Source organism: Ornithinimicrobium jinqii (assembly GCF_045032595.1).
Classification (GTDB): domain Bacteria; phylum Actinomycetota; class Actinomycetes; order Actinomycetales; family Dermatophilaceae; genus Ornithinicoccus.
Genome location: NZ_JBJFZS010000016.1, coordinates 36,403 through 49,348, shown reverse-complemented (window position 1 = coordinate 49,348; position 12,946 = coordinate 36,403). Strand labels below are relative to the sequence as shown.

Here is a 12,946-nt window from a genome sequence, read left to right as displayed (position 1 = left end):
GGACGCGGGGTATGCCGTCAGGCCGGGTGCGCGTCGCCGCGCACCTCGGCCAGGACCTGGGTGGCGGCGTCGGCGACGGGCACCTCGCGGCGCTCACCGGTGCGCCGGTCCTTGATCTCGATCGTGCCGTCGGCCAGGCCGCGGCCGACGACGACGATCGTGGGCACGCCCAGCAGCTCGGCGTCCTTGAACTTCACGCCGGGGCTCACCTTGGGCCGGTCGTCGTGGACGACCTCGAGACCGGCGGCCTCGAGCTCGGCCACCAGCTTCTCCGCGTGCTCGAAGACCGCCCGGTCCTTGCCCGTGGCGAGCACGTGCACGTCGGCCGGGGCCAGCGCCCGCGGCCAGCACAGCCCGACCTCGTCGTGCGTGGCCTCGGCCACGGCGGCGACGGCGCGGGAGACGCCGACGCCGTACGAGCCCATGGTGACGGTGACGAGCTTGCCGTTCTCGTCCAGGACCTTGAGGTCGAGCGCCTCGGCGTACTTGCGGCCGAGCTGGAAGATGTGGCCCATCTCGATGCCGCGGGCCAGCGTCAGCGTGCCCGCGCCGTCGGGGCTGGGGTCGCCCTCGCGGATCTCGGCGGCCTGGACCGTCCCGTCGGCGGTGAAGTCGCGTCCCAGCACGAGGTCGAACACGTGCTTGCCGTGCTCGTCGGCACCGGTGACCCAGGCCGAGCCCTCGGCGACGGAGGGGTCGAGCAGGTAGCGGATCCCGGACGGCGCCTCCAGCCCGAGCACGGACGGGCCGATGTAGCCCTTGGTCAGCAGCGGGTGGGCGGCGAAGTCCTTCTCGTCGAAGGGCGCCCACTCGGCCGGGGCCACCTGCGTGTCCAGCCGCTTGGCGTCCACCTCGCGGTCGCCGGGCAGGCCGATCGCGAGCGGCTCCTTGGTCCCGTCGGGGTGGGTGAGCAGAACGACGACGTTCTTGAGCGTGTCCGCCGCGGTCCAGGACCTCCCGTCGGCGCGCGGGTGCAGCCCGTTCGCCTGCGCGACGAGCGTGTCGATCGTCGGTGAGTCGGGGGTGTCCTCGACGTGCGCGGCCGGGGTCGCCGCGACCACGCCCGGGTCGACCGGGGGTGCCTGGGGCACGACGACCGCCTCGACGTTCGCGGCATACCCGCTCGCCTCGCACCGCACGAAGGTGTCCTCCCCGTCGGGGCTGACCGCGAGGAACTCCTCGCTCGCGGACCCACCCATGGCGCCGGAGTCGGCGTAGACGACGACGTAGTCCAGCCCGAGCCGGTCGAACATCCGCACGTAGGCCTCGCGGTGCCGCTGGTAGGCGGCCTCGAGCCCGGCGTCGTCGACGTCGAAGGAGTAGGAGTCCTTCATGATGAACTCGCGGCCGCGGAGCAGTCCGGCGCGCGGGCGGGCCTCGTCGCGGTACTTGGTCTGCACCTGGTAGAGCGTGAGCGGCAGCTCCTTGTAGGAGCTGAACATGTCCTTGACCGCGAGCGTGAACATCTCCTCGTGCGTCGGGCCCAGGAGCATGTCGTTGCCCTTGCGGTCCTGGAGGCGGAAGAGGTTGGGACCGTACTCGGTCCAGCGGCCGGACGCCTCGTAGGGCTCGCGCGGCAGCAGCGCGGGGAAGCTGAGCTCCTGGCCCCCGATCGCGTCCATCTCCTCGCGGACGACGGTCTCGACCCTGCGCAGCACCTTCAGGCCCAGCGGCAGCCAGGTGTAGATGCCGGGGGCGGCCCGTCGGATGTAGCCGGCGCGCACGAGCAGCTTGTGCCCGGGCAGCTCGGCGTCGGCCGGGTCCTCGCGCAGGGTCCGCAGGAACAGGGTCGACAGGCGCATGGCCACGAGGGTGCACTCCTTGGCTGGGGCGGGTGGTCCCGAACCCCGGACCGTATGCCGTGGGCGCACGGGCGTCCGCAGGGCCGGGGGGACCGTCGCAGACTACCCGAGCGCCCATCCGTGGGAGGGCACGGCGAGGTCGCCGTGGACCCCGCCGAGGGTGACGGGGTCGTCCGTGAGGTTGAGCCCGAGGGTGAGCCGTTGGTCCTCCTGAGCTCCGACCAGGTCGATCGCCGCCGTGGCGTCGGCCACGTCCCTGGCGGTGGCCGTGGCCGTGGTGATCCACGGGTGCGTCCGGCGCAGGTGGACGATCCGCTGGTGCTCCTCCAGCAGGGCTCGGCCGTGGGGCAGGAGCTGGTCGGGACTGTCGGGGAACGGCGGACGGACGGAGTCGTCGCCGCCGGGCTGGTCCAGCTTCTCGCCCGTGAAACCCTGCTCGTCACCGGCGTAGACCGACGGCACCCCGGGCAGCAGGAGCGCCAGGGCAGCCGCGGTGCCGACGTGCCGCGGGTCGGTGAGCTTGCTGGCGATCCGGGTGACGTCGTGGTTGCCGACGAAGGTCTGGGGGCGGAAGACGGCGCAGAAGTCGGCGTGCCGCGTCAGCGCCCAGGCCAGCTCGTGCAGGTTGACGTCGTTGAGGGAGCTCCAGACCGCCTTCCACAGCTCGTACTGCGTCACGGAGTGCATGCCGGAACGCCGGACGAAGTCGACGTAGTCGCCCTGGATGACCTCACCGAGGATCCACGCGTCCGGGTGCCGCTGCCGGACCCGGTCCACGATGGGGCGCCAGGCGTCGGCCCCTGGTGCGAAGGCCGCGTCCAGCCGCCAGGCGTCGACGCCGGCGGCCAGCCAGTGACACATGACGTCGACGACGTAGTCCTGGACCGGGGGGTGCGTCAGGTCTAGCTCGACCAGGTCGAGGTTGCCCTCGAAGCCGCGGGGGTACTCCCCCACCCATCGCAGCCACGCCCGGTCCTCCTGCGTGGCACCCGGCGCGAGCGCCCGGCGCACGATCTCGTGGTCCTCCGAGACGTGGTTGAAGACACCGTCGAAGGCGACCCGGACACCCCGGCCGCGGGCCTCGTCCAGGAGCTCACGAAGGTCGTCCTCGTCCCCCAGCCGCGGGTCCACCCGGTAGTGGTCGAGCGTGTCGTAGCCGTGGCTCGTCGAGGCGAGGACGGGACCGAGGAGCAGGCCGTTGGCGCCGAGCTGCAGCAGGTAGTCGAGCCATCCGGCGACTCGCGGCAGCCGGTGCGCCACCTCGTCGCCGGTCCCGGCGTGCTCCGCGGCCGTGTGCTCCGCGCCGACGAAGCCGAGGGGGTAGAGGTGCCACCAGACGACGGTGTCGACCCAGCCCGGGCTCATCGCAGCGCTCATCGCCGGGCCACGACCTCGGCGACGCCCGTCAGGAGCCGGTCGACCTCCTCGGCCGTCGTGTAAGGAGCGATGCCGACGCGCACGCCGCCGCTCGCCCCGAGGCCGAGCCGGTGGCTCGCCTCCCAGGCGTAGAAGTGGCTGGCCGGAGCGTTGACCCCCACGGCCGCCAGGTGCCGGTGGACCGCGGACGGCTCGACGCCGTCCAGCGTGAACAGCAGGGTCGGCGTCCGGTGGGCGGCCCGGGAGTGGAGCCTCACCCCGTCGATCGAGCGGAGACCCTCCTCTGCGTGGGTGCGCAGCGCCTCCTCGTGCTCGTGGAGCGCGGCGAAGGAGGCGATCAGCCGCTCGCGGCGGGTCGACCCGTCCGGGTCCTGGTGCGCCGACGCACCCTCCCCCTCCCGGGCCAGCCCCGCGAGCACCTCGACCGCGGCGGTCGTCCCGGCCAGCAGCTCGTAGGGCAGCGTGCCCAGCTCGAAGCGCTCCGGCACCGCGTCGCTGGACGGCAGCAGCTTGTCGGGTCGGAGCCCCTCGAGGAGGTCGGCCCGGCCGCAGGTGACGCCGAGGTGGGGGCCGAGGAACTTGTAGGGCGAGCAGGCGAGCAGGTCGGCGCCCAGGACGTCGCGGTCGAGCAGGTCGTGCGCGGCGAGGTGGACCGCGTCGACGTGGACGAGGGCGCCGACGTGGTGGACAGCGTCGACGATCGCCGGCAGGTCGGGCCGGGTGCCGATCAGGTTGCTGGCCGCCGTGACCGCGACCAGCCGGGTCCGCTCCGACAGCACCTCCTGCACAGCCTCGAGCGGCAGCTCACCCGTCGCGGGGTCGAGCTCTGCCCACCTCACCGTCGCGCCGACCGCCTCCGCGGCGATCACCCACGGCCGGACGTTGCCGTCGTGGTCCAGGGAGGTGACGACGACCTCGTCGCCGGGTCCCCACCCGTGGCAGCGCGCCAGCGTGCGGGCCAGGTCCATCGTGTTCGCCGTCATGCTGCGCCCGAAGACGACCGTGGCGGGGTCGGTCCCCAGCAGGTCGGCCATGGCCGCCCGTGCCTCGACGACGGTCCGCTCCGCCAGCTGCTCGGCGGCGGTCACGCTGCCCCGGTTGGCGATCGAGGAGGTCATCGTCCGGGCGACCGCCTCGGCGACCGGAGTCGGTGTCTGCGACCCGCCGGGGCCGTCGAAGTGAGCCGTCCCGCCCTCCAGGGCGGGGAACAGCGCGCGGACCGCGGCGACGTCATACCTCATGGCGCCCAACCTAGGGCAACTCCCGGCAACCGATGGTTCCTGCCCGCCCGGCGGGATTGGTTTGTCTCTTCCGTCACCAAAGGAGCTCGACATGAACCATCGCAGCCGCCGGGCGCTCAGCCTCGCGCTCGCCCTCCCCCTCGCCCTGTCCGCCACCGTCGCCCCTGCCGCCCCCCACGGCCCGTCCGGGGGCCAGGACAAGCAGAACCCCCCGGCCCACAAGGACCAGCCCGCGCTCGAGGCCCGGGTCAAGGACACGATCCGGATCGGCAACAAGACGTTCAAGGACCTCAACGACAACGGTCGGTTGGACCGGTACGAGGACTGGCGTCGCAGCACCGACCAGCGGGTCGCGGACCTGGTGTCCCGGATGACCCTGGAGGAGAAGGCCGGCCTCATGCTCATCGACACCCTCAACGCCGGGTGCGAGGGTGCGGTGCCGGGGACCGCGGACAACTACCAGTTCACCCAGCAGATGCGCCGGTTCATCTTCCGGAACACGGTCGTCAAGCCCGGCGACCAGAAGTGTGGCACGGACGGTGGCTTCGCGGCCGGGTCCACGGTCTCGGCAGAGGAGGCCGCGACCTTCATGAACCGCATGCAGGCGCGCAGCGAAGGAACCCGGCTGGGTGTCCCGCTGCTCTACAAGAGCAACGCCCGCAACCACATCGATCCCGACGCGCGCGCCGGCATCAACGAGTCGGCCGGTGCGTTCACCGCCTTCCCCAAGGAGGCGGGGATCGCGGCTGCCGCGCTCGGAGCCCAGGCAGCGGCCGGGGAGGAGCCGACCACCGGGGACCTGTCCGTGGTCGAGGACTTCGCCGAGGTCATGGGCGAAGAGTGGGCCTCGATCGGCCTGCGCGGCATGTACGGCTACATGGCCGACCTGTCCACCGAACCGCGCTGGTACCGCACCCACGAGACCTTCACCGAGGACGCCGACCTGGCGGCGGGCATCATGACCCAGCTGGTTCGCACCCTGCAGGGCCCGGTCGACAGGGACGGCAGCTCGCTGTCGCCCGACACCGACGTGGCCCTGACGATGAAGCACTTCCCCGGGGGCGGCCCGCAGGAGCTCGGTCTGGACCCGCACTACGCGTTCGGGAAGGTCCAGACCTACCCGGGCGAGGCCTTCGGGTACCACCTCAAGCCGTTCGAGGCGGCGATCGAGGCGGGCGTGGCCGCGATCATGCCCTACTACGGGGTCCCCGTGGACGCGAGCTACCAGGGCGAGGAGCTGGACCAGATCGGCTTCGCCTTCAGCGACCAGGTCATCAACGGCCTGCTCCGAGACACCCTGGGCTACCAGGGCTACGTCAACTCCGACACCGGCATCATCAACGACCGGGCCTGGGGCCTGGAGGAGGCCACGGTCCCCGAGCGGGTCGCCGCGGCGACCAACTCAGGCACCGACACTCTGTCCGGCTTCAACAACGTCAGCGTCATCACCGGTCTGGTCGAGGACGGCCTCGTCACGGAGGACCGGGTGAACCTGGCGGCGCAGCGGCTCCTCGCCCCGATGTTCCAGATGGGCCTGTTCGAGAACCCCTACGTCGACCCCGCCGTGGCAGCGACCACCGTGGGCAGCGTCGAGCACACGGAGGTCGGTCTGGACCTGCAGCGCCGCTCCGCAGTCCTGCTGCAGAACCAGGACGACGAAGCCGACGACCCCGTGCTGCCGATGAAGGCGGGCTCCAAGGTGTACGTCCTCGGCAACGTCGACGCGGCCACCGTCAGTCAGGCCGGCTACGAGGTGATCGACGGCAACGTCGCCGCCGGACAGCCCCGTCCCAGCGCCGCCGGCGCGGACTACGTCGTGGTCCGGCTCACGTCCCGGACCGTCAGCACCAACACCTACGTGAGCGACAACACGAGCTCGGGCCTCGACACCGCGCACCTCAACCCGTCGGTGCTTGAGGGGGTGCTGGGGCTCGACGGACAGAGCCCCTACGGTGCGGCGGACGCCTGTGTCGCCTACGACGCAGCAAACTGCACCGACAACGGTCTGAGATTCGGCGGTTCCTTCCCCTGGGAGTCCAGCATCCTCGACTTCACCGGCATGGAGGCGGCCGAGTCGTGGCAGCCCACCCCCTCGCTGGACGTCATCAAGCAGGTGACAGAGGAGGTCGGCGACCCGACAAAGGTCGTGCTCAACGTCTACTTCCGCCAGCCGTTCGTCCTCGACGAGGCCAGCGGGCTGCAGGACGCCGGGGCCATCCTGGCGACGTTCGGGCAGTCGGACGCAGCCCTCGTCGACGTGCTCTCCGGCGACGTCGCACCGCAGGGGCGCATGCCCTTCGCGCTCGCCGGCACCCGCCAGGCCATCGAGCAGCAGAACAGCGACACGCCCGGCTACGACGAGACCACGGACGGCGCGCTCTTCCCGTTCGGTCACGGCCTGACGTACGCCCCGTGACCCGGGACCCCGCAGGCAGCTGAAGTCCTGCCGAGGCATCGTCAGGACGCAGAGCGCGAGGGCCCGGTCGTGCCACAGAGGTGGCCGGCCGGGTCCTGGCGTGTCCCTGGCACGCGGTCCCTCCTCGCACCCCTCAGACCCGCCTCCCCCTGGCGCCTGACTCTGCAGCCGGGCTGCCCGGCTGTGCAGCGCAGGGCTCAGGCGGGTCTGTCCGGTGCGACGACACGAGGCAGGACGATCGGGGTGTTCCGCGGAACACCCCGAACGTCTGTGGCTGCTCTGGGAAGGACGCGGGCGCGCGCGACCGGAACCTACCGGTCGCGCGCCTGACGTCGCCTGTCGTCAGTCGGCCTCCGGCACTCCGCTCGGCACCAGCGCCTCGGCCAGTTGCATCGTGCGGTCGATCAGGGACCGGTCCAACCCCCAGCCATCGTGGACCCTGCCCATGGCAGTCCTCAGGTCGCCTTCGACCAGGGACCGGGCCTGGTCGGCGGAAGCGTCGGTGAGGGGAGCCCCGGCGCCCCGGACGTGCAGGACCCAGGCCGCCACCACGCGCAACCCGCCGTCAGGGTCGCCGCCTGCGCTGTGGGCGGCTCTGAGAGCAGGCAGGATCCGCACCGGGATCTTCTGCGTCCCGTCGGCCACGATCTGCGCGAGCAGGTGTCGGATGCTGCGGTTGCGGAAGCGGTCGGTGAGCGCCCGGGTGTAGGCGCGCAGCTCGTCCTCGGGCAGCTCCAGGTGGGGGATGGCCACCTCCCACCACTCCTGCACCCACCCTGCGAGGTCCTCGTCCGCCATGGCGTCGGCCACGGTCTCGTGACCCCGGATGCTGCCCGCGTAGGCCAGCAACGAGTGCGCCCCGTTGAGGAGCCAGAGCTTGCGGGTCTCGTACGGGCGCACATCGTCGGTGAACACCGCCCCGGCCACCTCCCAGGCCGGTCGGCCGGCCGGGAAATCGCCCGACAGGTCCCACTCGATGAAGGGTTCTGTGACGATGCAGGCGGGGTCGTCCACCCCGGTCATCTCCAGCACCCTGGCCCGGTCGTCCGGGGTCGGTCGCGGAGTGATCCGATCAACCGCCGTGGTGACGAACGACACGTTCTCCCGCACCCACGCGGCGAGGTGCGGGTCCATCTCCTCGGCAGCGCCGAGCACCACCTCACGGGCGACGGACCCGTTCCCGGGGAGGTTGTCGCACGGGACGACAGCGATGGGTCCGGCACCGGCTGCCCGTCGTGCAGCCAGCCCGCTCGCCAGCCGGACGGGGGCTGTCACCAGCTCCTGAGGACGACCGTACCGCCACGCCCCGAGGTCCGCGCCGACCTCCGGGTCGGCGAGGTCGAGCCCCCCGTCTGAACTGCGTCGGTAGCCCGCCTCGGTGACGGTGGTGGTGACGACCCCCACCTGCGGGTCGGCCAGGTAGCGGTGCCACGCCTCGTGGTCCGAGGCCGGGCGTGCGTCGACCACGCTCTCGACCACCTCGATCGTCGTTCCGTCGGCCTCGTCGACCACGAGGGTGTAGAGGCCGTCCTGCTGCCTGAGCCTGTCCGCGACCTCCGTCGAGCGACCGGTGAAGGCGGCGATGCCCCACTGCTGATCGACAGGTCGTCCCTGGTTGGCCCTGTGGGTGTACCAGGCCTGGTGGGCCCGGAAGAAGTTGCCCAGCCCCAGGTGGACCATGCGGACCGCAGGCGGTGCCGCGCTGCGCGAGAGACGGTCGGGGCTCACAGGCCGAACACCTCTCTCGGCTGGGTCTGCACGAGATAACGGACCGTCTCCAGCGCCTCGTCCTCAGTCAGACGGTGCTCGGCGACGAGCCGGGCGAGGAAACCGCTGTCGAGCCGACGGGCCATGTCGTGACGGGCCGGGATCGACAGGAAGGCACGCGTGTCGTCGATGAACCCAGAGGTGCGGGTGAACCCCGCGCTCTCGGTCACCGCCGCACGGAAGCGGGTGATCGCCTCCGGGGCGTCGATGAACCACCAGGGGACACCCACCCGCAGGCTGGGGTAGAACCCGGCCAGCGGAGCGAGCTCCCTGCTGTAGACGGTCTCGTCGATGGTGAACACCACCAACGTGAGGCGCGGGTCCGTGCCGAAGCGCTGCAGGGCCGGCGCCAGCGCCCGGGTGACCTCGACCGCCATGGGTATGTCGCCACCCACGTCCGGGCCGAACCGCTCGTAGGTGGGGGTGTGGTGGTTGCGGTGGACCGCCGGGTGCAGGGTCATGGTCAGACCGTCCTCGGTCGCCATGCGCACCATCTCGGTGACCATGTGCCGTCGGAGGCGGTCGCCGTCCACACCGCTGGCACGGCCCTGCCGCGCCCGGCCGTAGAGGCGCTCCGCCTCGGCCGGCTCGAGCGGCTCGGTGCCGAGGTCACGGTGGCTGTGGTCGGTCGAGACCGCCCCGTGCTCCTTGAAGTAGGCGCGACGGTTCTCCATGGCCGACACCCAGCCCGCGTAGGTGTCGCAGGACCCGTTCGCGACCCCGGCCAGCCGGTCCACGTCCTCGTTCCACGCTGGGGCTGCCGGCTCCAGGTAGCGGTCGGGGCGGAAGGTGGGCACGACGGTGCGCGTGAACGTGGGATCCTGCGCCAGCACCCGATGGTGGGTGAGGTCGTCGCAGGGGTCGTCGGTGGTGGCGAGGAAGGCGATGTCGAAGGACTCCATCAGCGCCCGCGGCCGCGACGACTCCTGACCGATCCAGCCGGCGATGACGTCGTAGAGGTTGTCAGAGGTCCGCTCCGACGGCACCAGGTCCGTCTCGAACACCTGCACCAGCTGTGTCTCGAACCACAGCTTCATCGGGGTGCCCCGGTAGACGGACCAGTGCCGGCAGAAGATGCGGAAGGCCTCGCGCGACGCCTCCTCCGACAACGTCCCGCGTCCCACGCCGACGTCGCCCAGGTCGACCCCGTTGGAGTGCAGGAGCCGAGTGATGTAGTGATCGGGCGTGATGAGCATCGAGGTGGGATCCACGAACGGGGTGTCCTCGGCCAGCCAGACCGGGGGGACGTGTCCGTGCGGCGAGATGATGGGCAGGTCGGCCACCTCGGCGTAGAGGTGGCGCGCCACCTCCCGGGTGCCGGGGTCGGCGGGGAAGAGCCGGTCAGGGTGCAGGCTCACGCTGGCTCCGCGCCCCATCTCAGACCAGTCCCAGGGTCGTGGGCAGCCACATGGACAGCCACGGGACGAAGACCACGATGAGCAGCCCGATGACCAGCGCCAGCAGGAACCAGCCCAGCTTGGCGATGACGGGCTCGATCCGTAGACCGGCAACCTTGGCACCCACGAAGAGGACGTTGCCGACTGGCGGTGTGATGACCCCCACGCACAGGTTGTAGACGATGATCGTCCCGAAGTGGACGGGGTGGATCCCGAAGTCCTGCACGATGGGCAGGAAGATGGGCGTGAAGATCAGGATGGCCGGCGTCGGGTCCATGAAGGTGCCCACGAGCAGCAGGATCAGCATCATGATGATGAGGATCGCCTGCGGGTTGCTGGTCAGGCTCAGCAGAGCCTCGGAGACCAGGCGCGGGATACGGGCGAAGGACATCACCCACGACAGCGCCGAAGACACGCCCACGAGGAGCATGACGATGGCGGTGGTGCGGGATGCGTCGAGCAGCACAGCGGGGAGCGCGTTCACCCTGAGCATGCGGTACGCGAAGCCGAGCACCAGGCAGTAGACGACGGCGATGGCCGCCGACTCGGTGGGGGTGAAGTACCCCGCCAGGATGCCGCCGACGACGATGACGATCATCAGCAGGGACGGGACCGCGCGCCAGATCGTGATCAGGGCCTGACCGACCGTGGGGTGGACGTCGCTGCGGGGGGCACCGTACTTCCGGTGCATGCCCATCACGACGGCGATGCAGGCGAGCACCCAGACCAGCCCCGGTCCGACCCCGGCCATGAAGAGCGCGGCGATGGAGGTGCTGCTGACGAGGGAGTAGACGATAAAGGTGTTGCTCGGGGGGATGAGCATGCCCGCCGGCGCCGATGCGACGTTGACGGCTGCCGCGTACGGCCGGTTGTAGCCCTCCTGGACCATCCGGGGCTGGGTCACGGTGCCCACCGCGGCAGCGGCGGCGACCGCAGCACCCGACACGGCTCCGAAGAGACCGTTGGCCACGACGTTGGTGGCAGCCAGGGAGGACGGCAGACGCCCGACGAGGACCTGAGCCGCGTCGATGAGGCGGCTGGCTATCCCTCCGGAGTTCATCAGCGCGCCGGCCAGGACGAAGAGCGGGATCGCGAGCAGGGGAAAGCTGTTGATCCCGGTGAACATGCGCTGTGACGTGGTGAGCACGGCACTCTCGGCACCCAGCAGGACCGTGGCGGCCCCCAGCGTGGACAGACCGATGCCGACCGCGATGGGCATGCCGATGGCGATGCTGAGCAGGATCCCGAACAGGAGGATGAGCGCGGCGATCAGGGAGGTGTCCATGTCACTCTCCCGACTTCTCGACGATGTTCTCGTGTAGGTCCTCTTCGTGCGCGAACGGGTCGCCGCGCACCGCGTCCACCAGGTGGTGGAGCGCGTAGAAGAGGATCAGGACCCCCGTGATGGGCATCACGAGGTACATCTGGCCCAGCGTGGCCGGCAGCGAGGACAGCTGCTGGTTCCAGGCGCCCTGCGAGGCGCGCCACCCACCCCAACCAAGGATCAGGACCGCCATCGCGATGATCGAGAGCTGGACAAACACTCCGACGGCCTTGCGCCCGACCAGGGGCAGCTTGCGGACGAGGTAGTCGACGGCGATGTGTCCCTTCTCGGAGAAGACGAGGGCCGTGGCGAAGAACCCGAGCCAGACGAACGTCATCCGGGACGCCTCCTCCGTCCACGTGCTGGGGGTCAGCACCTGACGGGAGAAGACCTGCCACACGACGATCACGACGAGAACGGCGAACAGGACGATCGAGGCGACCGAGAGGACCCTGTCCAACCCCTTCTTGATGGCATCCATGGTGGGCGGCGCAGACCAGGTCAGTTCGCGGCTGAGCGGGAGGCTTCGAACAGCGCCTTCTGCGAGTCGGTCGTGAGGAACTCGTCCTGGAGCGTGCTCAACGCCTCCGAGAAGGCAGCAGCGTCGACCTCGACGAAGGTGGCCCCACCGGCCTCGGCATCGGTGATCGCCTGCTCGGTGGCAGCCGCCCACAGCTCGGTGTGCTCCTCGTGAGTGGCGGTCCAACCGTCGAGGAACGCCTGACGGTCCTCCTCGCTCATCCCGTTGAGCACGTCGGTGTTGATGATCAGGTAGTCGAGCCCGACCAGGTGGTTGGTGCGCGAGTAGAAGGGCGCGACCTCGAAGTGCTTCTGGGTGAAGTAGGAGACCTCGTTGTTCTCGGCGCCGTCCAGGACCCCGGACTGCAGCGCGGTGTAAACCTCGCCGAAGGCCATCGGGGTGGCTGAGCCGCCCATCGCCTCGATCATGCCGATGTGCAGGGGGCTCTCCTGGACCCGGATCTTCAGGCCTGCCAGGTCGCCCGGCGTCTCCACTGGTGCGTCCGAGTAGATGCTGCGCGTGCCCTGCGTGAACCCACCCAGGATGGTGACGTTGTTGCTCTCCTCGAGGGAGGCGTAGAGCTCCCCCACGATCTCCTCGTCGTGGATCACGTTCATCTGGTGCTCGACGCTGTCGAATGCTCCGGGCATGTTGAACGCAGCGAAGTCGTCGTTCAGGTTCTCCAGCTGGGTCCCGGAGACGATGCCCATGTCCACGGAACCGTCGCCGACGTACTGCAGGGCCTCGGCCTGGGCCCCCAGCTCCTCGTTGGGGTAGACCTCGATGCTGTAGCGACCGTCGGTCTCCTCGGACAGCCTCGTGCCGAAGTTGTCCAGTGCGATGAAGGAGGGGTGCTCCTCCGTCTGGTTCAGCGCCAGGCGCATGTCGGCACCGTCGCCGGCCCCTGCACCGGCCGCACCGGTGGAGTCGGTCGTGTCACCGCTGCCGCAGGCGCTGAGGGCGAGGATCGAGAAGGCCGCGGTGACCGCGAGAGTGTGCTTCCTCATTGAAGGGTTCCTTTGCTGTCTGTGCTGATGGCCCGCGCCAGGCAGCGTTGCCGGGGCGGAAGGTGTGGTGTCCATTGGAGTGGACACGGACCGGC

The 12,946-nt window shown here is 70.5% G+C and carries 9 protein-coding genes; 1 reads left to right on the top strand and 8 read right to left on the bottom strand.

All coding sequences use genetic code 11. The features are described 5' to 3' along the window. Positions 1 to 17: 17 nt before the first annotated feature. The 3 genes from ACI3ET_RS06975 to ACI3ET_RS06965 form a co-directional block, all read right to left on the bottom strand. Positions 18 to 1,802: a proline--tRNA ligase gene (locus tag ACI3ET_RS06975; protein ID WP_405032275.1), complete on the bottom strand. Its 1,785-nt coding sequence runs from the start codon at positions 1,800 to 1,802 to the stop codon at positions 18 to 20. A 102-nt stretch (positions 1,803 to 1,904) separates the two neighbouring features. Continuing rightward, a complete protein-coding gene (locus ACI3ET_RS06970) occupies positions 1,905 to 3,179 on the bottom strand; it encodes an alpha-amylase family glycosyl hydrolase (protein ID WP_405032274.1) in 1,275 nt (424 codons plus the stop codon). Then, a complete protein-coding gene (locus ACI3ET_RS06965; RefSeq protein WP_405032273.1) occupies positions 3,176 to 4,420 on the bottom strand; it encodes a cysteine desulfurase-like protein in 1,245 nt (414 codons plus the stop codon). The genes ACI3ET_RS06970 and ACI3ET_RS06965 overlap by 4 nt, the downstream gene beginning before the upstream one ends. A 91-nt stretch (positions 4,421 to 4,511) precedes the next feature. Here ACI3ET_RS06965 and ACI3ET_RS06960 point away from each other — a divergent pair, with 91 nt between their 5' ends. Next, the gene (locus ACI3ET_RS06960) at positions 4,512 to 6,836 is read left to right on the top strand and encodes a glycoside hydrolase family 3 protein (RefSeq protein WP_405032272.1); all 2,325 of its coding nucleotides are present in this window, start codon (positions 4,512 to 4,514) and stop codon (positions 6,834 to 6,836) included. A gap of 342 nt (positions 6,837 to 7,178) precedes the next feature. On the opposite strand, the gene ACI3ET_RS06955 is transcribed toward ACI3ET_RS06960, so the two are convergent. From ACI3ET_RS06955 to ACI3ET_RS06935, 5 genes are read right to left on the bottom strand one after another with little or no spacing between them, the layout of a single operon-like run. After that, positions 7,179 to 8,564, bottom strand: coding sequence for a mannitol dehydrogenase family protein (locus ACI3ET_RS06955; protein WP_405032271.1), 1,386 nt, complete (start codon positions 8,562 to 8,564; stop codon positions 7,179 to 7,181). Continuing rightward, positions 8,561 to 9,961 (bottom strand): glucuronate isomerase, encoded by a 1,401-nt coding sequence (gene uxaC, locus ACI3ET_RS06950; RefSeq protein ID WP_405032270.1) that lies wholly within the window; start codon positions 9,959 to 9,961, stop codon positions 8,561 to 8,563. The genes ACI3ET_RS06955 and uxaC overlap by 4 nt, the downstream gene beginning before the upstream one ends. A gap of 19 nt (positions 9,962 to 9,980) precedes the next feature. Continuing rightward, the gene (locus ACI3ET_RS06945) at positions 9,981 to 11,285 is read right to left on the bottom strand and encodes a TRAP transporter large permease (protein WP_405032269.1); all 1,305 of its coding nucleotides are present in this window, start codon (positions 11,283 to 11,285) and stop codon (positions 9,981 to 9,983) included. 1 nt (position 11,286) lies between these two features. Continuing rightward, the gene (locus ACI3ET_RS06940) at positions 11,287 to 11,805 is read right to left on the bottom strand and encodes a TRAP transporter small permease (protein WP_405032268.1); all 519 of its coding nucleotides are present in this window, start codon (positions 11,803 to 11,805) and stop codon (positions 11,287 to 11,289) included. 20 nt (positions 11,806 to 11,825) lie between these two features. Continuing rightward, positions 11,826 to 12,851, bottom strand: coding sequence for a TRAP transporter substrate-binding protein (locus ACI3ET_RS06935; RefSeq protein WP_405032267.1), 1,026 nt, complete (start codon positions 12,849 to 12,851; stop codon positions 11,826 to 11,828). Between the last annotated feature and the right edge of the window lie 95 nt (positions 12,852 to 12,946).